Annotated in this window: 16 protein-coding genes and 1 pseudogene; 4 read left to right on the top strand and 13 right to left on the bottom strand. The window is 62.3% G+C overall.

What is annotated here, in order from left to right; all coding sequences use genetic code 11:
• The first annotated feature begins 21 nt into the window (after positions 1-21).
• Positions 22-1,380, top strand: a complete 1,359-nt coding sequence (locus BG61_RS33005; protein WP_035938263.1) for an MFS transporter — start codon at positions 22-24, stop codon at positions 1,378-1,380.
• Positions 1,381-1,663: 283 nt separating this feature from the next.
• On the opposite strand, the gene BG61_RS33000 is transcribed toward BG61_RS33005, so the two are convergent.
• From BG61_RS33000 to BG61_RS32970, 7 genes are all read right to left on the bottom strand, one after another.
• Positions 1,664-3,391, bottom strand: a complete 1,728-nt coding sequence (locus BG61_RS33000; RefSeq protein WP_035938243.1) for an IlvD/Edd family dehydratase — start codon at positions 3,389-3,391, stop codon at positions 1,664-1,666.
• A gap of 12 nt (positions 3,392-3,403) precedes the next feature.
• Complete coding sequence (locus BG61_RS32995; RefSeq protein WP_035938245.1) at positions 3,404-4,291, bottom strand: amidohydrolase family protein; 888 nt, start codon at positions 4,289-4,291, stop codon at positions 3,404-3,406.
• Positions 4,288-5,574, bottom strand: a complete 1,287-nt coding sequence (locus BG61_RS32990; protein ID WP_035938247.1) for an MFS transporter — start codon at positions 5,572-5,574, stop codon at positions 4,288-4,290. The genes BG61_RS32995 and BG61_RS32990 overlap by 4 nt, the downstream gene beginning before the upstream one ends.
• Before the next feature lie 49 nt (positions 5,575-5,623).
• On the bottom strand, positions 5,624-6,616 hold the full coding sequence (locus BG61_RS32985) for an ABC transporter permease (protein WP_035942634.1): 993 nt from the start codon (positions 6,614-6,616) through the stop codon (positions 5,624-5,626).
• A gap of 13 nt (positions 6,617-6,629) precedes the next feature.
• Entirely contained in the window at positions 6,630-8,189 is a 1,560-nt protein-coding gene (locus tag BG61_RS32980; RefSeq protein ID WP_206540619.1) for a sugar ABC transporter ATP-binding protein, read from the bottom strand.
• Entirely contained in the window at positions 8,171-9,127 is a 957-nt protein-coding gene (locus BG61_RS32975) for a sugar-binding protein (protein ID WP_035938248.1), read from the bottom strand. The genes BG61_RS32980 and BG61_RS32975 overlap by 19 nt, the downstream gene beginning before the upstream one ends.
• 104 nt (positions 9,128-9,231) lie before the next feature.
• Complete coding sequence (locus BG61_RS32970) at positions 9,232-9,990, bottom strand: SDR family NAD(P)-dependent oxidoreductase (protein ID WP_035938268.1); 759 nt, start codon at positions 9,988-9,990, stop codon at positions 9,232-9,234.
• 298 nt (positions 9,991-10,288) lie between these two features.
• Here BG61_RS32970 and BG61_RS32965 point away from each other — a divergent pair, with 298 nt between their 5' ends.
• Positions 10,289-10,981 carry a GntR family transcriptional regulator gene (locus BG61_RS32965; protein ID WP_035938249.1) on the top strand — a complete coding sequence of 231 codons (693 nt, stop codon included), beginning with the start codon at positions 10,289-10,291 and terminating at the stop codon, positions 10,979-10,981.
• Between the two features lie 189 nt (positions 10,982-11,170).
• Here BG61_RS32965 and BG61_RS42355 read toward each other — a convergent pair whose 3' ends face one another.
• Positions 11,171-11,491 carry a hypothetical protein gene (locus BG61_RS42355; RefSeq protein ID WP_129572277.1) on the bottom strand — a complete coding sequence of 107 codons (321 nt, stop codon included), beginning with the start codon at positions 11,489-11,491 and terminating at the stop codon, positions 11,171-11,173.
• Positions 11,492-11,650: 159 nt separating this feature from the next.
• Between BG61_RS42355 and BG61_RS32960 the strand changes: the two genes are divergently transcribed.
• Positions 11,651-12,268 carry a hypothetical protein gene (locus BG61_RS32960; protein WP_035938250.1) on the top strand — a complete coding sequence of 206 codons (618 nt, stop codon included), beginning with the start codon at positions 11,651-11,653 and terminating at the stop codon, positions 12,266-12,268.
• 571 nt (positions 12,269-12,839) lie between these two features.
• Here the strand turns inward: BG61_RS32960 and BG61_RS32955 are convergent.
• The 4 genes from BG61_RS32955 to BG61_RS32940 are packed head-to-tail and all read right to left on the bottom strand — an operon-like array spanning position 12,840 to position 17,401.
• The gene (locus BG61_RS32955; RefSeq protein WP_035938251.1) at positions 12,840-13,526 is read right to left on the bottom strand and encodes an isochorismatase family protein; all 687 of its coding nucleotides are present in this window, start codon (positions 13,524-13,526) and stop codon (positions 12,840-12,842) included.
• 33 nt (positions 13,527-13,559) lie between these two features.
• Positions 13,560-14,900, bottom strand: a complete 1,341-nt coding sequence (locus BG61_RS32950) for an MFS transporter (RefSeq protein ID WP_081868260.1) — start codon at positions 14,898-14,900, stop codon at positions 13,560-13,562.
• 31 nt (positions 14,901-14,931) lie between these two features.
• Positions 14,932-16,305, bottom strand: a complete 1,374-nt coding sequence (locus tag BG61_RS32945; RefSeq protein ID WP_035938253.1) for a dihydroorotase — start codon at positions 16,303-16,305, stop codon at positions 14,932-14,934.
• Positions 16,306-16,339: 34 nt separating this feature from the next.
• Positions 16,340-17,401, bottom strand: a complete 1,062-nt coding sequence (locus tag BG61_RS32940; RefSeq protein ID WP_063741150.1) for a CobW family GTP-binding protein — start codon at positions 17,399-17,401, stop codon at positions 16,340-16,342.
• Between the two features lie 10 nt (positions 17,402-17,411).
• Between BG61_RS32940 and BG61_RS32935 the strand changes: the two genes are divergently transcribed.
• Positions 17,412-18,389: an IclR family transcriptional regulator gene (locus tag BG61_RS32935; RefSeq protein ID WP_081868259.1), complete on the top strand. Its 978-nt coding sequence runs from the start codon at positions 17,412-17,414 to the stop codon at positions 18,387-18,389.
• A gap of 177 nt (positions 18,390-18,566) precedes the next feature.
• Here the strand turns inward: BG61_RS32935 and BG61_RS40665 are convergent.
• Positions 18,567-18,867, bottom strand: a pseudogene (locus BG61_RS40665) (DDE-type integrase/transposase/recombinase); the annotation flags it as partial.

Below are 18,867 nucleotides of genomic sequence, written 5' to 3'. Positions count from 1 at the left end.
ATCGATATCAAGGAGACAGACATGGAACATGGCCACATCGCCGTCAGTGCGCGAACCAAGTGGTATGACGGCCTCACCCCGACGCATTGGCGCGTACTGCGGGCAAGTTTTCTCGGGTGGATCTTCGACGGCTACGAAGCGCTCGCACTCGTCGTCGTGCTCATGCCGATGCTGCACTCGGTGCTGAGCCCGGCGCAGGCCGCTTCGACCACCATCTATGCGGGACTCGTGATCGGTATCACGCTGCTCGGATGGGGTATCGGCGGCCTCGTAGGCGGGATACTCGCGGACTACGTCGGCCGCAAACGCATGATGCTGTGGTCCGTGTTCCTTTATGCGCTGTTCTCGGGCTTCACGGCGTTCTCCGAGACCTTCTGGACGCTCTGCGCGCTGCGCTTCCTCACGGGCCTGGCGATGGGCAGCGAGTGGAGCACGGGTGTTGCACTCCTGTCCGAGACGTGGCCGGAACGGGCGCGCGCCAAAGGCGCAGGCTTTCTGCAATCGGGCTTCGGCTGGGGCACGTTGATCGCGGCTGTCGTATGGTATGCACTCGCCTCCACGCATCCGCTCGGTACCGAGACGTGGCGACTAATGTTCGCGCTCGGAGCGATTCCGGCGTTCTTCGTGCTCTATATCCGGCGCGGTGTGAACGAGTCGGAAAAATGGCAGCGGGCGATTCGCGAGAAGCGCTGGAACGCCACGGCTACGACGCCCGCAACCCAGACGGCCGCCGGTGAGGCTTCGGGCAAACGGCCCTTCACGCTGAAGCAGTTGTTCAGCGAACGTGAAGCGCTCGTCCGCACGCTGATGCTGCTGGTGCTGTCGATCATCACGACGGTCGGCTGGTGGGCGATTTCGAGCTGGCTGCCAACCTTCACCGTAGCGCTCGCTAAGGCTGAAGGATTGCCCGACGCGGTCTCGTGGGGCTCGAAGATATCCATTGTCTACACAGTGGGCGCGATCGCGGCATACATGGTAGCGGGTTTTCTCGTGGACGCAATCGGCCGGCGCGCGTTCCTGTCGCTGACGTTTGTCGGCGCGCTCCTCACGACGTTCATCACCTACAAGCTGACGACGAGTGTCGAAGCGATGATGGTAGTCGCGCCGATCAACGGATTCTTCACGCTGGGATGCGCTTACGTGTGGATGGCGATCTATCCGTGCGAACTCTTCACGTCGGCGGTTCGCTCGACCGCGATTAGCTTTGTGTTCAACGCTGCGCGGTTAATCGCGTGGGTGTTTCCGATCGTCGCGGGAACCATGATCAAGTCGTTCGGCGGTGTGCCGCAGGCGGCAATGGCGCTCGGGTCGGTGTACCTGATCGGTATCGTATTGCCGTGGTTCTTGCCGGAGACGCGCGGCAAGGGGATGCCGGATTAAGTTTTGCGGACGGCGCCTGGGTTGCCCCATCTGATACTCCGGGAAGTGAAGACGAAAACGCCCTGCCGCGTGGCTCGCACTCGCGCAGCAGCCGCTCACGCAACTCGAGCGGTAGCGGCTCCCCGTCGTGGCACGGTAACTCAGCGCATTTTCTGATTACTCGGACTATCGGCGTGGCAGCCTCAACTGATCGGCTGGACGCGCAAGGCGGGTGTCTGCTCATGACGTGTGTTCCTCCACGTGCCATCCGCTACCACCGAGGTGGCGGTCCCTCGCCGGATCACTACATGGACGGCGTCGATCCGGTGAAGTTCTCGGCCCGCAGAAAGTCGAAATCGACGCCCTTGTCCGCCTGTGTCACGGTGTCCAGGAAAAGCTTGCGGTAGCCCCGCGCTGCTATGGGTACCCGGACCGGTTCGTCGCGTGCGCGCTGTGCCAGTTCCTCGTCGGAGACGAGCAGCGCGATCTCGCGATTCGCCACGCTCAGGCGGATCCGGTCGCCGTTGTGCACGTGCGCGAGCGGCCCGCCGATAGCAGCTTCCGGCGTCACGTGCAGGACGATCGTGCCGAATGCGGTGCCGCTCATGCGGCCGTCCGAGATGCGCACGATGTCCTTCACGCCGGCCTTCGCCAGCTTCTTCGGAATCGGAATGTAGCCGGCCTCGGGCATGCCCGGCGCGCCTTTCGGCCCGATGTTCTTGAGCACCAGGATGTCGTCGGCGGTGACGTCGAGGTCATCGCTGTCGATGCGCTGCGCCATGTCGTCGGCATTCTCGAACACGACCGCGCGGCCCACATGCTCCATCAGGTCCGGATTGGCAGCCGACTGCTTGATGATTGCCCCACCCGGCGCCAGATTTCCCTCCAGCACCGCAATGCCGCCTTGCGGATAGATCGGCCGCTCACGCGATTTCACGACGTCCTGCGCGAAGCCCGCCCCGCTACGCTCTATTTCTTCACCCAGCGTGCGGCCCGTGACGGTCAGCGCATCCAGTTTGAGCAGCGGCTTGAGTTCGCGCAGCAGCGTGGCCATCCCGCCGGCGTGGTGGAAATCCTCCATGTAGTGCTGTCCGGACGGCTTCAGGTCGACCAGCACGGGTGTCTCGCGGCCCATGCGGTCGAGCGCTTTGAGATCCACTTCGAGTCCGCAGCGCCCCGCAATCGCAGTCAGATGGATGATGCCGTTAGTCGAGCCGCCGATGGCCAGCAGCACCCGCATCGCGTTGTGAAAAGCGTCAGGCGTCAGGATTTTGTCGATCGTCAGATGCTCACGGGCCATCTGCACAGCTTGCGCGCCGCTCTGTTCGGCCACACGCATGCGATCGGCCGTTACGGCGGGCGGCGTGGCACCGCCCGGCACCGTCATGCCCAGCGCTTCCGCAATGCACGCCATCGTGCTCGCCGTGCCCATCACCGAACATGTTCCCACGCTCGCCACCAACTGATTGTTGACGTCCGCGATCTCCTGCTCATCGATCTCCTCCGCACGGAACTTGCCCCAGTAGCGGCGGCAATCCGTGCATGCCCCCACGCGTTCGGAGCGGTGGGAACCGGTCAGCATCGAGCCGGTGATCAGCTGGATGGCGGGCAAGCCTGCCGAGGCCGCGCCCATCAACTGCGCCGGAACGGTCTTGTCGCAGCCGCCGATCATGACCACCGCATCCATCGGCTGCGCGCGCAGCATTTCCTCGGTATCCATGGACATGAGGTTGCGCAGGTACATGCTGGTCGGCGACGAGAAGCTCTCGTGGATGCTGATGGTGGGGAAATCCATCGGCAGGCCGCCGGCCAGCATCACGCCGCGCTTGACCGCCTCGATCAGTTGCGGCGCGTTGCCGTGACACGGATTGTAGGCGCTGCCCGTGTTGACGATGCCGACCACCGGCCGGTCGAGTGCGCTGTCGGTGTAGCCTGCACCCTTGATGAAGGCCTTGCGCAGGAAGAGCGAGAAGCCGCTGTCGCCGTAGCTGGTCAGGCCCTTGCGAAGACCCGTGGAAGAATTGTCTGACATGGTTTCAAGTGGTTAGCGAAAGCCGTAGAGCTTGTGCGCGTTGGTGGTAAGTATGGCTGTGCGCGTGGCGTGGTCCGGCGCCCACAGCGCCAGAGTGTCGAGCAGTTGGGCAACGGTCGGCATCGTGGTCCAGGTCGCGACGTGCGGCCAGTCCGATCCCCATACGCAGCGTTCTGACGCCGCGTCGATCAGCGCCTGCGCGTAGCCGATCGTGTCGCGGTATGGAGGCTCCTCGGCACTCATGCGGTATGCACCCGATAGCTTGACCCACGCACCGTCGCGAACGAGCGCGAGCAAGTGCTGGAAGCCTTTCGATTCGATGCCCTCGGCCGTGGGCATATGTCCCATGTGGTCGATGACGATCGTCGATCGCAACGTCGAGAACTGCGGCGCAAGCGCCGGCAACTCGCGCGCGTCGAGCAGGAACTGCATGTGCCAGCCCCAGTCACGCGCAAGGGCATCGTACTCGGCGAGCTGCGCGAGGCTCGTGCCTCCGCCGCCATACAGCACGTTCAGACGCAGGCCAACCGCCCCGGCGTCTTTCATTGCATGGTATTGCCCATCGGAAAGTCCGAGCGCCGGCACGACGACCCCACGCAGGCGTTCGCGATTCGCGCGCAGGGTGTCGAGCATCAGCGTGTTGTCCTGGCCATGCACGCTCACCTGAATCAGCACCCCGTACTGCGAACCGGTGTCGTCGAGCATTTTCAGGTAGGCCTCGGGCGTGGCAGGCGGCGGCGTGTAGGCGCGGTCCGGCATCCACGGATGGCGAGGCGGCTCCCCGATCACATGCGCATGCGTATCGACCACGCCAGCAGGCATCTCGAACGCCGACGGCCGGGTCTGGGTCGGTGCGGGTCCCGGGCAGAACGGGGCTTTTTGTGTGTCGGAAGCGGTCATCGAATATCCTCCAGTTTAATGCCTCGGGTTTCGGGCAGGAGCGCCGCGCTCAAGAGGAGAAGCGCGTAGGCGAGCACCGCGAAGATGGCGATCGCAGTCGCGAGTCCGAAGCGGACCGAAAACCCGCCTACCAGTGCGGGAAAAAGCGCGCCCATACCCCGGCCGAAGTTGTAGCAGAATCCCTGGCCCGAACCGCGCAGGCGGGTCGGATAGAGTTCGGAGAGAAAAGAGCCGACGCCCGCCAGATAGCCGCTCGAAAAGAAACCTAGCGGAAAGCCGAGCCAGCGGATGGCTTCATTGCTGATGGTGAGCTGGGTGTAGGCCAGCACCACGACGATTGCGACGATCGAAAACGACACGAACAACTTCTTGCGTCCAAACCGATCCGCCATCCAGGCGCCAAAAAGGTAGCCGATGAAGCTTCCTGTAATCAGAAGTCCAAGGTACCCGGTCGAGTTGATGACGGTGAGATGCCGTTCGGTCTTGAGGAAAGTCGGGATCCAGGTCGAGATGGCGTAGTAACCTCCCTGGCAACCCATCATGAAGACCGATCCGAGAACGGTCGTCTTCAGCGTGCCTGGACGGAATATCTCCCAAAGTGATGGCGCATCTCCGTCTTGCGCACGCTTCTTGCGCGCACGCTCGGCGATCTCGGGCTCGTGCACGTGACGCCGCGCGTACACAAGCAGCAGTGCCGGCAGCACGCCAAAAGCAAACATTGCGCGCCACGCGGTTTCGGGGGGAAAGAGCGAGAACATCACCGCCTGCAGCAGAACCGCCGCGCCCCAGCCTGCCGCCCATGCGGATTGCACCACACCGACCGCACGTCCCCGGAACGAAGGACGGATCGTCTCGCCGATCAGCACGGCGCCCGCAGCCCACTCTCCTCCAAAACCGAAGCCGAGGATCGCCCGGGCGATCATCAACTGGTCGAAGTTCTGCACGAAGGCGCAGGCGATGCTGAAGATACAGAACCAGGCCACCGTGATCTGCAATGTCTTCACCCGTCCGATCCGGTCGGCCAGGTAGCCCGCGAGCCAGCCGCCAATGGCGGACGTCAGCAGCGTGCCGGTCACGGCGAGACCCGCCACGCCCGTATCGACCCTCCATAGCGTCATGATCGTGCCGATCACGAGCGGATAGATCATGAAATCCAGTGCGTCCAGTCCCCAGCCGATGAAGCACGTCCAGAAGGTCCGCCGCTCCTGCGTGGAAAGTTCCTTGTAGAACGCGGCAAGACCGGTGTCGTCACGCGCGTAGGGCTTCAGCGGTGTTTCGCTCATGCGGTAGTCATCCTCATCTGGAAGAAGTGGTGCAACTAGTCGGGCGCCTTCATGCTTTCGCGACTGCTTTCTGCTCGGGCAGCGGCCGCAACGCGGCGCGGCGTTGCCGGAGTTGCTGCAACTGGCTGTCTATCAGCACGCCTAGAACGATCACGCCGCCCATCACGGCAAAATTCAGCGACGACGGAATTCCCAGCAGATTCACGAGGTTTTGCAGGATCTGCAGCAGCACCGCGCCGAGGGCGATGCCGAGGATCGAGCCCTCGCCGCCGCGCAGCGAGCAGCCGCCCAGCACTGCGGCGGCAATGGCGTAGAGTTCATAGAAGGTTCCATGCGAAGCAGGGGCGACGGAACGCGTATACATCGCGAAGTAGACGGACGAGATGCCCGCCAGTCCCGAGCAGATCACGTACGACGCGACGACGACAGCGCGCGTGTTGATGCCTGAATAACGTGCCGCCTCCTCATTCTTCCCGACCGCGAAAAGATAACGGCCGAACACCGATTTGTGCAGGACCACCGCCATGATCGCCGCGATCACCACAAATGCGATGAAGCTGTTCGGCACGCCCCAGATGTGTCCCGTAGTGAGCCATTCGAGCGTGGGAAAAGTCTGGCCGAAATCGAAGCCCGCGGTGCCGTCATCGGTGTAATAGCGCGCCGCCCCGCGATAGATAAGCAAGCCGCACAAGGTGACGACGAAAGGCTGCATGCGCAGCCTCGTCACGAGGAACCCGTGAATCAGCCCGATCACCAGGCCCGCAACGACCATCAGCGCCGTGGCGACCATCCAGTTCACGCCGTCGGTGGACAGGAGCGTCATGAAGATCACGCCAAGCAGCGCGAAGACCGAGCCGATCGACAGGTCGATGCCGCCGGTGATGATCACGAAGCCCTCGCCAATCGCGAAGAGCCCGAAGAGTCCGATGAGGTTCGCCGTGTTCGCGAGGTTCGCGGGCGAGATGAAGCGCGGGTTGATGACCGCGACGACCGCGCCGACAACCACGATGAGTACGAGTAGGCCCAGATCCTTTTTCAACATGATGTCTGCCTGTTTAGTGGACCGTGTCTCCGACGGCCAGATGCATGATGCTTGCTTCGCTGAGCGCGTCGCGCCCGAGCACGCCGGTGATGGCGCCCTCGTGCATGACCGCCACGCGGTCGCTCACGCCGATCACCTCCTCCATGTCGCTCGATATCATGAGGATCGCGACCCCCTCGTCGGCGAGCTTGCGCATCAGCGCGTAGATTTCGCTCTTCGAGCCGGCGTCGACGCCGCGGGTCGGCTCGTCGAAGATGATCATCTTCGGCTGCATGCACAGCCACTTGCCGAGCACGACCTTCTGCTGGTTGCCGCCCGAGAGCGAACCCGCCCGCTCGTCGACCGAAGGCGCCTTGATGCGCAGCGACTTCTGCTGCGCGAGCGCGATGCGCTCGCCCTTGTCGGTATCGACGAGGTTTCCCCGCGATATTGAACGCAGGCTCGCGAGCATGATGTTCTCTGCAATGCTGCTCTCGAGGATCAGCCCGGCATGTTTGCGATCCTCGGGAATCAGGTAGATGCCGAGCCGGATGGCGTCGCGCGGCGATCGGATCGTGACAGGCCTGCCGTTCAGCCGCAGCGCGCCTCCCGCCGGTCGGTCGATGCCGAATATCGCGCGAGCAAGCTCCGTGCGTCCTGCCCCCATCAGACCCGCAAGACCCAGGATTTCGCCGCCGCGTAACGCGAGCGTCACCGGCTGCGCGGGATAGGCAGGCGTGGTAAAGGCGTCGAGTTCCAGGACGGGAGCAAGCGGCGCCGTTGCAGGTGGCGTGTACAGCGTACTGAGGCTGCGCCCTATCATCAGTGTGATCATGGCGTCGCGCCTGATGTCCGCGCGCTCGAGGCCGCCCACCAGCGCGCCGTCGCGCAGCGCCACGACGCGATCCGCGCAACGCTCTATCTCCGCCAGCCGGTGCGTGATGAAGATGATCGCCACGCCACTCTGCTTCAGGTCAGCGACGATATCGAGCAGACGCGAGGTCTCCGACGTGGTGAGGCTCGAAGTCGGCTCGTCCATGATGATGAGCTTTGCATCGAGCGACAGCGCCTTGACGATCTCAAGCATCTGACATTGGGCGATCGACAGATCGGCGACCCGGGTGGTTGCAGAAAAATCGCAGCCGAGCCGCCTGAGCAGCGGCGTTACGCGGGCATGCAGCGCCTTGTTGTCAACCAGCCGCAAGGGGCCGCCATAGCGCGGTTCACGGCCGATGAAGACATTCGCGGCTACGTCCAGATTCTCGAACAGGTTGAGTTCCTGATGCACGAAGGCGATGCCTGCGGCGAGCGACTGCGGCACGCTCAGCGAGGCATGCTCCCGCCCTTCGATCGCGATCGTGCCGCCGGTGGGCGCGATCACGCCGCCTAGCACCTTCATCAAGGTCGACTTGCCCGCCCCGTTCTCGCCGATCAGGCCCACCACTTCCCCCGCATCGACATGAAAGCTCACGCCCTTCAATGCCTGCACGGCGCCGTAGGTCTTGCTGATCGCCTTCAGCGACAACAGCGGCGATCGCAGCGGCGATGGAAGTTGGGATGGCAGCGACTCGTTCATCACTTCTTCGCCATCCACGCCTTGACCTGGGCGACGAACGCATCGACGTTGGATTTGTCGATGATCTGGGTCGGCACGATGATCTTGTGGTCCTTGGGAATGAAGGACGTGTCGCCTTCCACGTAGCGGGCCATGTACTTCGTGCCGAGATAGCCCCATTGATAAGGCTGCTGCACCACGGTGCCCGCCACCACGCCCTGCTTGATCCCGTTCAGTGTCCCTTGATCATTGTCGAAGCCGACAACGGTCACTTTGCCTGCGCGTCCCGACTGCTGCAATGCGAGCACGATCTGCGGCGTGTTGTAGGCGAAGACGCCGATCATGCAGTTGACATCCTTGCGGGCAGTCAGAATGTCCGCGGCATTGCTTTGCGCGCGCGCCTGGTCCATCTCGTCGGAGCGGACGCTGTCAATCGTGATCTTCATGTTCTGCAGGCCTTCTCTCAGGCCCTTGAGTCGCTGCACGGCATTGTCGGCGCCCGGCAAGCCGGCAAAGGCCACGCACTTGCCGCCGTTGGGCATCGCCTTGATCAGGATCTGCGCCGCCTGCTTGCCTGCGTCGATGTTGCTCGAGCCGAGATAAAACGCCCGCCTGGTATCGGGTGCGTCGCCGTCGGTCGTGACGAGCAGCGTCTGTCCCGCCACTTTGTTCAGCTCGTCCGTCTGGGTCTTCGGATCGACCGAACTGAGGATGATGCCGGCCGCGCCATTAGCGACGAGGTCATCCAGCAAGCGATCCTGAACCGCCGCCGACGACTGCTCCGGGTATTTCATCTCCAGCGTGTAGTTGGGTAACTCGGCCTGGGCTTTTCTCATGCCGGCTTCGGCCAGCTTCCAGAAATCCACCGCGCCGTTGGCGACGAAATAGAGGTGCTTCTTGTCGGCGGCATGGGCCGTCGATACGGCGGACACCAGCAGAGCAGCGCTCAGCGCAGCCAGGGACCACTTTCGGGACATGACTATCTCCTGTCATCCCTCGAAACGAGGGAGACGTATATTGTTTTGGGTGGGTTTGGAACAAGACTTCGGGTTGTGAAGCGGATCAAAAATCGCCCGGCTCCTCAGGAATTGAATGCGCCTCCATCCGCGAGGAGCGCCTGGGCATTGACGTACGAAGATTCGTCGGAGGCAAGGAACACGAAGAGCGGCGCGATTTCGGCCGGCGTGCCCTGGCGTCCGAGCGGCACGAAGGTCGCGACCTTGTCGTCCTGCGTGGCGCGGCCTCCCATGAACCCGACGATCGGGTCATTGAACGCCGTGTCGACCCAGCCCGGGCAGATGGTGTTCACGCGAATGTTCGACGGCGCCAGTTCAAGCGCGAGCGTAGTGCCGAACGCGATCACCGCGCCCTTGGACGCCGAGTAGACCGTGAGTCCCGGCTGCCCGCGCTTGCCGGCAAGCGACGCCGTGTTGATGATCGAGCCGCCACCGGACTTGCGCAGATGCGGCACCGCGTATTTCGCGCCAAAGAACAGCCCGCGCACGTTCACGGCGAAGACCCGGTCGAATGCTGCTGCGTCGAGGTTCGTGATGTTGCCGGAAGTCATGACGCCAGCGTTCTGCGCCAGCACATCCAGGCCGCCGAGCCACTGCGCTCCGGCATCGATGAACGCCGCAACGCTCTCCTCGCGCGAGACATCCACGGCGACGAACCGGACATTCGGACCGAGTTCCGCCGCCGCCGTCGCACCGCGCTCGGCGTCGATATCGCCGATCACAACCTTCGCGCCCTCTTCCAGGAATGCGACGACCGCCGCTTTCCCGATGTTGTTGACCGCACCCGTGATGATGATGCGCTTGCCGCTCAGCCGCTGTTTCACCCGTCCGTCTCCGTTGTTATGAGCAATGATCCCGCGCCAGACTGGCGCCTGAGCGGGGCGCGGCGCACCGGGATGCACGGTGTCCGCCTCGAAAATCAGTTGCAAAGTCGTTCGATGCGACAAGTCTCGTTTTGTTCAACGAGATTGTCAATGATCTTGTCGACGTATAATGGGGGGCGCTTGCTGTCCCAGTGGTATCTGACGAAACGATGACTGCGGCTAAAATTGCGGGCGTCAGGCATCCGTCAGCCGGCATGCCTGCCCCTTCCAACTCTGCTCAACGGGAATACAGGTTTTGATGACAGACACGACCACTCGAAAGCCATCGACAAGTCAGGTTCAAGAGATCGTGAGAGCGCTTGAGGAGCAGATCGTGCTCGGCTGGCTGATGCCGCGGCAGCGTCTGCTGGAAGAAAAGCTGAGCGCTCACTTCAATTGCAAGAAGCACGTGATCCGCGAAGCCATCTTCGAGCTCGAGCGGATGGGGCTGGTCGAGCACATTGCCAACAAGGGCGCGACCGTGCGCCTTCTCAGCCCGGAAGAAATTCGCCAGATCTACTCGGTACGCGAAGCGCTGGAGATGCTGGCCGCCCAGCAGATTCCTCTGCCCGGTTCGCCGGAGTTCGTGGCGGAATTGACGCGTATCCAGACCGAACACACCCGGGCGGTGGAGGCCAGGGATTTCCGCGCGGCCTTTCACGCGAACATGGCATTTCACGATTGCCTGTTCTCTGCCTGCGGGAATCCGTACCTGGCCGAGATGATCCGGAGTTCAGCCCAGAAGGTGCACGGTGCCCGCTTCTACACATCCGCGAGCGTGCCGCATCTGGTCAATGCACGCGACGAACACTGGGCAATGATCAGAGCCATTGAAAGCGGTAACCGCGACAGTCTGGTCAGTCTGTGCCGAAGCCATATCGGACCATCGCTGGACACGTATCTGAATGCCGTGCGCGGATTGTTCGAGATACCGTCGCCGGGCGCCCGATGAGATGTTGCGCCCTGCTCCGACGCGTTCGATAGTTCGCCGCGCCTTTCAGTTTGTCCGGGCACGCACCAAGCCGAGCCAGGCTGCGAGATGTCGGCCATTCCTGCCGAGTCCAATGGCCGCACGCTAGAATTCTCACGTTGATAACAGCGGCGGTCGCGATCCTCTTTCTCTTGGTGGGTTGCGGGCTCCTCAATTCGTCGTCACAAATTCCAAGCTGCTGCCGTGACGCGGGCAGAGCTCGATCGGGAAATCGAGCGTTCCGCGCAGATTGATACTTTGGAGATGCGTCGACGCGATGTGTCGCAAGTCGCCCGCTTGAACGGCCGCTCCACTCATCGCCTCTGTCTGGGGTTGTCGTCCTTTCCGTGCAAATTGGGAGGTAGTCGCGCGCAGAGAGCAAATGCTGTGAACATGGCTAGCAGAATTAACGAACATCAACACACGCACATGATCGCCAAGGGCCAAATGGAAGACCGCGGCATCGCATGCACTCGTGCCGAACAGTTCCACTCCCTGCTCCGTACAACCCGCCGAACCCAGCCTCAAGGTGCGTCGGTGATCCACCTTGGCCATCGGCGCGCGGATGGCAGGAAATTGAAAGCCCGAACGCGTAACCTCGCACGTGATGCAGTTCAACCCACTCGTGCAAAACGCAAACAAGGGAAACCAATGTCCTACCGTACGACAATCGGCAGCACCATCGTCGCAATTGCATTCGCAAGCACCGCAGCGCTGGCTCAGGCTCCGGCGGCCAAGGTCACCCGTATCCGCGGCGACATTGTCTCGCTGAAAGGCGACACGCTGGTCGTCCATCGCAACAGCGGCGACACGGTCTCGGTCACGCTCCCCTCGAATCTCACGATCGCTGCAGTCAAGAAGATCAAGCTCTCTGACATCAAACCCGGCTCCTTCATTGGCACCGCGGCCACGACCGGCGTGGACGGAACGATGACAGCCACCGAAGTACACGTGTTCGACGAATCCGCACGCGGCACCGGTGAAGGCCACCGTGCGTTCGACCTTGGGCCGAACAGCACGATGACGAACGCGAATGTCGATTCGGTCGTGAAGTCGACGAGCGGCAACGTCCTGCAGCTTTCGTACAAAGGTGGCAGCAATACGGTGACCGTGCCCGCAAATGTGCCCGTCGTGGCATTCATCCCGGCAGATCGCTCCGACCTTACCGCGGGAAAGAAGGCGATCGTAACGGCAACCGCGGCAGCGGGCGGCGCGTTTAACGCGCAACGAATTCTCGTCGAGAAAAACGGCGTTGTGCCGCCGATGTAACCTACAGGCTCGGCCCGACGGTTCTGTCGCGATAACGAGTTGGGTAAGATCTTCGGCCATAGACCCCGGTGAAGAAGGAACGGATTTCGCGAAAGACGTTGCCGGCGGGCGTCGCCAGAGTTGTGTCCTGTCGCGAACATCTACCTACGGGGCACAGGTGCCTGCCGCGCAACACCTAAAGTCCCTTGCGCGATGCCTCGCCGGATTCAAAGATCACGCAATCGCTGGCTACTGGTCTGCGCCAGCGCTTACCGGCCTGGGGCGCTGGAACGGTTTACATCGTGCGCGTTGTACACGACTGGAACGACTCGATTTGACTTGAATCGCTTTCAGGATTCGCGAATTCTCCTATTTCATGGGAGCCGTGAGGCCGCTGAGCCTTGCCGCAAGGGGTTCTGATCGCGACTAACGCTGAGTTTCCGTGAAAGGTACGATTACGCCAGATCCCGGATCGGGCTGCATGCGCGAGCGGATCGAGTAGACAGGGGACGACGCACGAGGCCGCGCGAACGCGGCGCTCGTGTAGCAGGAGCAAGGGGAAAGACCTGGCCTGAAGAAGCAGCTCCGAGGCTTAGACGCGCGCCGGAATATCTCGCAGTTGAGTGACCAGTTCAGCGGCGCTGCCGACGTCGGCATACTTCTCCGACATATCGAACAGGTTCACGGCGTGCGACGTCTGACTGCGGTCGTAGACGCAATCGTGCGGCACGAACACCCTGAAATTCAGCGAGAATGCATCGACGACGCTGCCGCGCACACACCCGCTTGTCGTACAGCCAGTCACGATCAGCGTGTCTGCTTGTGCATCGATCAAATGACTCGCCAGTGCGGTGCCGAAGAACGCGCTCGGGTGTTTTTTTGGCAGCAGCACATCGCCTTCACGCGGCGCGACTTCCTCGACGAAGTCGTATCCATGTGCCGGAATCGTCATGATGGACGGCACCTTCTCCGCAAGGCGGCCACCGTCGGTCGCTTTCTTCGGCGCGACGTGCGGATAGAGCACCGGCCAGTTCTTCGTGCGAAATGTCTCCAGCAGTACCGCGATGTTGTCCACTGCATTCCAGCCGACGTCTCCGCAACTGGTCGGAAACTCCTTGATCGATTCCCAGAACGGTTGACGCTTCGTCCCGACGGTGCGGTACTGAACGTCGATAATCAGCAGCGCGGGCCGGATACCGAGGCCCGATGGCCGGCCGAAACCGGCGGCGCGATAAGCGCGCTGTTCATGCTCGCTGATGATGCTTTCCCAGGGCTTCATGCTGAACTCCAAAACAGGTTTAAAAATCGGATCTCATGCGCGCAGGACCGAGCCGGCGGTTTCCTTGAGCGTCAACGCGGAGAACAGCGTGATGATCGCCGTGGCGCCGAGAAAGTAAGCCGGCGCGATCGACGAGCCGGTCGCCGACACGAGCCACGTGCAGAAGAACGGCGCACTGCCGCCGGTGACCACGCCCCCCACGTTGAAGCCGAGTGCGATACCGGTGTAGCGCACGCGGGTCGGATACAGTTCGGCAAGCGTCGAAAACGCCACCCCCATCAGCGCGGATTCGATCAGGCCAAGCACCATCTGCATGCAGACGGCCGTTGCGCCACCAGCATTCATCAGCGTGAAGCAGGGTACAGCTAGTACCAGCGCGGCAAGGCTGCCCGCAATGAACATCGGTTTTCGCCCGATGCGATCGGAGAGCGCACCGAACGCCGGCATGAACAGCACGGAGATGGACAGCGTCAGCGTCGTCGACCAGAACGCAAGACTTGCGCTCACACCGACTACTCGTTGCAGATGGATGTTCACGTACACGTATGTGATGTAATACGCGGAGAACAGCAGGATCGATAAGCCGATGCTCTGAAGCAGCGGCACGCGATACGAGCGGAGGAGTTCGAGTACCGGGGCGGATTCCACGTGATCCGATTCTGCGAGCGCCTGGAAGCTGCGCGCTTCGCTGAGCCGCGTACGGATCCACAAGCCGATCACGCCGATCGGAATCGCGATCAAGAACGGGATGCGCCAGCCCCAGCTGTTCATCTGTTCGTGAGACAGCACCTGGTTCAACAGCGCCACCGCCAGCGATGCGAGCAGCACACCGCCCAGCGCGCCAGTTTGCGTCGTCGAGCACAGCAGGCCGCGCTTCGCCGCCGGCGAATGTTCGGCGACGAAGGCGATCGCGCCGCCGAGTTCGCCGCCTGCCGCGAGTCCCTGCAGGCAGCGCGCTAGCACTAGCAGCGCGCTCGCGCCGACGCCGATGGCCGCGTATGTCGGCAGAATACCGATCAGGCCGCTGGCCGCAGACATCAGCAGCACCGTCATGCCCAGTGTGTTCTTGCGGCCGTAGCGGTCGCCGAAGTGGCTGAATAGAATGCCGCCGAGCGGACGCAGCACAAAAGCCACCGCGAATGCAGCCAGCGTATTCAGCAGCGCCGAGGTTGGGTCGCCCTTGCCGAAGAATTGCGTGGCGAGAATGGTGGCGACATAGCCGTACACGCCGAAGTCGAAATATTCGACCACCGAGCCTACTGCACCGGCCACCACGATCCGTGGCGATACGTGCGCAGGCGATGACGTCGTGTCGGGCAGCGACGCCCGATCGCCCGCGTGTGCCATCGTGATGTTTGCATTGGATTCCATCATTGTTCCTCGGACACAAGATCGGCAGGTTGAGTCATTCGGTGGCGTACAGCGGTCGCGACAAGTAGTGTCCGTGTCCGGCCTTGCCGACGATCTTGCCGTCGAGCATCACGGTTTCGCCGCGGACAATCGTTCTGACCGGCCAGCCCTTGAGGGTCCAGCCGTCGTAAAGGCTGTAGTCGGAGTACGAGCCCAGTTCCGCCGCATTCACCACGCGGCTGCGTTCCAGGTCGACAAGAGTCAGGTCGGCATCGGCGCCCACCGCCAGTGAACCCTTGCGCGGCCCCATACCGAAGACGCGCGCGGGCGCATCGGTCAATACCTCCGCGATGCGCGACAGGCTAAGGCGGCCTTTGTGATAGCCCTCGCTCAACAGGACCGGCAGGATCGTCGCCGTGCCGGGGAAGCCTTGCGAGGCGAGCCAGAAAGGCCGCTCTTTGGTCGCGCGCTTGCGGGGCACGTGATCGGACGCGACAATATCGATGCTGCCGTCCTGCAAACCTTCCCACATCGCATCGACATCGTCCTTGCTGCGAAACGGCGGATTAGCGCGGCCGAGCGACCCGAGCGTGGAGTCTTCGTCGTGTGTCAGATAGTGCGGACAGGTTTCCACATACACGTGCGGATAACGCTCACGCCAGCGGCGCACTTCATCGAGCGCCATGCGTGTACTCAGATGTGGAATGTAGAGGTGTGCGCCGAAATGTTCGGCGAAATACATGGCTCTTATGCAGCTTTCCGCTTCGGTGAACGGCGGCTTCACGTTTGCCCAGTCTTTGAGGGTCGGTATCTCGATGTCGAGCGCCGCGCCGCGCAGGCGGTTGACGATCTCGATGTTCTCGGTGTGGCACACCACCTTTACGCCGTCGAGCTTGCCCGCGGTCGCCAGCAGGTTGTACAGGTAGCCGTCGTCAGTACCGTCGAGGCCGAGATAGCGACCCTCTTCGCCCTTGAAATTCATGAAGTACTTGAACGACGTCACTCCATACTGGCTCACATATGCGGCCATGTCGCGGACATGGGCCTCGTTCGCCACGCTGAAGTGAAAACCGTAGTCGACTAGCGCACGCTCGCGCGCATAACCCTGCTCGCGCTCGAACACATCGGCATAGTCTTCGTTGTTCAGGAAATAGCCGAGGATAGACGTGAAGCCGCCCTGCGCGGCGTAGGCCGTTTCGGTCGCGTATTCGGTGATCTTCTCGCCGAAGCCGAAATGCACGTGCGTGTCGATCAGCCCCGGAAACGCATGTAGCCCGGCGGCATCGACGACCGGAACCGAGGCGTCGACCTCCGTGCCCGGCGCAAGACGCGCCGCGATCTTGCCGCTCTTCACCAGCAGGTCGAGCCACTCGGGTTCACGCCCTGCTTCGACGACCCGCGCACCGCGCAACACAAATCCCTGATTCATTGAAACCACTCCGGATAAACGTTCTGAATGATGTTCACGATGTGCCGCCTACTTGCGCCAGTTCTTCCAGCGTGCGCGGTAACAGACCGCTCGTGTCGATTCGCAAGGCCTGAAGGCTCGCTTCAAGCCAGTCGCGTTCAAGGCCCTCGCCGATCAGCGTGACGCGACCGCGCGCGTCGCCCTCGGGCCAGCGCGCGAGCCTGAGCGGCGGATGAAAATGATTGCCCACGCCTTGAATCAGGATCGGCGACGCGGCCTGATCCAGACCAAGCACACCCTTGCAGCGCAGAAGCCGGCGGTCGTAGCGCTGCATCAGGAGGTTCCACCACGCAGCGATGCCCGGCCACGACGTCGTGAAGTCGACCCAGAAACTTTGCGCACCGATGCCATGAACGTGAACGTGAGCGTGATGGTCATCATGATCGTGAGTGCGCGCTGCTTGCCGCGCGCTATCCGCCGAGCTGTCACCGACCCGGATAGCGGGTGCGTCGAATACAGCGTCGAGCGCGTTGTCCGCGTGAGCGTCGATCCGGCGCGCGCGCGGATTGAGCGTATTCAGCGCGGCTTCGAGCAGCGGCATGGACGCGGCATCCGCGAGATCGCGCTTGGTCGTCACCAACACATCCGCGACCGCGATCTGCCGCGCCGTCTCACGCCCCGCTTCGAGTTGCGCAAGCGCGTGCTGGCGGTCGACCGTCGTCACCACGCGCCCAAGTTCGAAGCGCCCGGTGAGAAGCCGGTCCCCCAGCAACGCATGCAGGATCGGTACCGGCTCCGCGAGCCCGGTCGTCTCGATCACGACTCGCGTAAGCGGCAAGCCCGCACGCGCGGCCTGCGTGCCGAGGTCGAGCAGCGTTTCGCGCAAGGTCCCGCTCACGGAGCAGCACAGGCAGCCGGAATCCAGCAATACGACGTTCTCGGACACCTCGCGCAATACCAGCTGGTCGACGCCGATTTCGCCCACCTCGTTCACGATCACGGCCGTCCCCTCGCCACGGGTGCGCAAATACCGGTTCAGCAGCGTCGTCTTGCCGCTGCCCAGATAACCCGTCAGCACGTCGCACACGACCGGCGTCGAGCCGCTGCTTCGCTTCATTGCATTCGTCATGTGTTACGATAGTCGATATGTCATTACGCCAAGAGTAACACGACATTTTTTTGATATGCAACGAGGAATTGCCCCTGAAGCGCTAGTGACAGGCTCGGCTGATATTCTTCGGTTTGGTCGGCGGCGGCCTTGCGCGGTCGCAACGAGCGCGCCGCGCGACCGTGTTCTCAGAGGGGCATTCAAACGTATGTCGGAAAAGAAACTGAATTCGGTCGATGCCGTGAAGGTGTCGGTGCGAATCATGGAAGCGATGGCGAACGCGCAGCGCGCGATGGGCGTGACCGAACTCGCCGATCTGTTGCAGGAAACCAAACCGCGCGTGCACCGACATCTGTCGACGTTGAAGGAAGTCGGCATGATCGAGCAAGACAGTTCGAACGACCGGTACCGGCTTGGCTGGCGCATTTTCCAGCTTGGCGAAGCGGCGGGAAATCAGTTCGACCTGCGCAGGATGGCGCAGCCGTATCTTCTGGACCTGCGCGAAACGCTGCGCGAAACGGTGGTCTTGTCGGTGCCGACCAACGGCCTGCCAATGGTGATCGATTCGGTCGACAACATCTACGCGCGCATCTGCGTGAGCGTAAAGCCGGGTAATCGGCCACCGCCGCATCGTTCGGCACTCGGACGCGTCACGTTCGCATTCGCATCGGCCGCCGAGCATGCGGCCATTGTCGACGAGCTGGCATCGGGCGACGAGAAGCTGTCAAAGGCGGCGTTACAGAAGCTCGACGCGACGCTGCGGCGCATACGTGAGCAACGCTTCGAGGTCTGCGCCGGTGAAATGATGGGCGGCATCAACACGCTTGCGGTCCCGATCTTCCGCGACGGCGATGTGCTGGCCGGTGTCATTGCGATCATCGGCTCGGCCCAGAGCGTCACCGAGCCGCCGCAGCCGGTCCAACTGAGATCGCTGCACGCGGCGGCAGGCGCTTTGTCCGCGTTGCTTCATAGCGATGCGTACGACGGTTGGGTTTAGCGCCAGGGTCCTGTCACCTTGCCGAGAGTGCGACGCACCGACGGTCGTAGACCGATTCAAAGCTGTCTCTTTTGCGAGGGTGTTTTTGTCACTTCCCGAAGTTGAAGCATCCAGGCGATGCAGGGCTCTGGTGCAAATAGCGGAAATAGTGGAGGAGGTTGGTTTTGACAGGATTGGTTATTGAGCCGAGAGAACCGCATTCCAAACGGTCGGCGTAGCGGTGTCTTTGAGGCCGAGCGTCGCGAGATTGAACTGACTTTTGCGAATGCGATGCATCAACTCGATGCCTGAATTCGTGGTCGTGGCACTCCTGAACCCCTTGAAGCCAAACATGACCTTCGTCCGGGACTTGATGTTGCGATGGTCTTGCTCGATCAGGTTGTTCAGGTACTTCGAAGATCAGACCTCGGTGTCCGCGGCAAGCAAGCCATCCGCCTTCATCTCGCGCACGGCGCGGTGCGAGGCCGCATAGTCATTA

The sequence above is a fragment of the Caballeronia glathei genome, from assembly GCF_000698595.1.
Lineage (GTDB): Bacteria > Pseudomonadota > Gammaproteobacteria > Burkholderiales > Burkholderiaceae > Caballeronia > Caballeronia glathei.
Note: the sequence above shows the minus strand (reverse complement) of the source record. Positions and strands in the feature narration are given on the sequence as shown.

Excerpts from the sequence above, each read along its gene's own strand:
- BG61_RS33005 (WP_035938263.1), top strand. The coding sequence starts at position 22 with ATGGAACATGGCCACATCGCCGTCAGTGCGCGAACCAAGTGGTATGAC.
- BG61_RS33000 (WP_035938243.1), bottom strand. The coding sequence starts at position 3,391 with ATGTCAGACAATTCTTCCACGGGTCTTCGCAAGGGCCTGACCAGCTAC.
- BG61_RS32995 (WP_035938245.1), bottom strand. The coding sequence starts at position 4,291 with ATGACCGCTTCCGACACACAAAAAGCCCCGTTCTGCCCGGGACCCGCA.
- BG61_RS32990 (WP_035938247.1), bottom strand. The coding sequence starts at position 5,574 with ATGAGCGAAACACCGCTGAAGCCCTACGCGCGTGACGACACCGGTCTT.
- BG61_RS32985 (WP_035942634.1), bottom strand. The coding sequence starts at position 6,616 with ATGTTGAAAAAGGATCTGGGCCTACTCGTACTCATCGTGGTTGTCGGC.
- BG61_RS32975 (WP_035938248.1), bottom strand. The coding sequence starts at position 9,127 with ATGTCCCGAAAGTGGTCCCTGGCTGCGCTGAGCGCTGCTCTGCTGGTG.
- BG61_RS32965 (WP_035938249.1), top strand. The coding sequence starts at position 10,289 with ATGACAGACACGACCACTCGAAAGCCATCGACAAGTCAGGTTCAAGAG.
- BG61_RS32960 (WP_035938250.1), top strand. The coding sequence starts at position 11,651 with ATGTCCTACCGTACGACAATCGGCAGCACCATCGTCGCAATTGCATTC.
- BG61_RS32955 (WP_035938251.1), bottom strand. The coding sequence starts at position 13,526 with ATGAAGCCCTGGGAAAGCATCATCAGCGAGCATGAACAGCGCGCTTAT.
- BG61_RS32950 (WP_081868260.1), bottom strand. The coding sequence starts at position 14,900 with ATGATGGAATCCAATGCAAACATCACGATGGCACACGCGGGCGATCGG.
- BG61_RS32945 (WP_035938253.1), bottom strand. The coding sequence starts at position 16,305 with ATGAATCAGGGATTTGTGTTGCGCGGTGCGCGGGTCGTCGAAGCAGGG.
- BG61_RS32940 (WP_063741150.1), bottom strand. The coding sequence starts at position 17,401 with ATGAAGCGAAGCAGCGGCTCGACGCCGGTCGTGTGCGACGTGCTGACG.
- BG61_RS32935 (WP_081868259.1), top strand. The coding sequence starts at position 17,412 with ATGTGTTACGATAGTCGATATGTCATTACGCCAAGAGTAACACGACAT.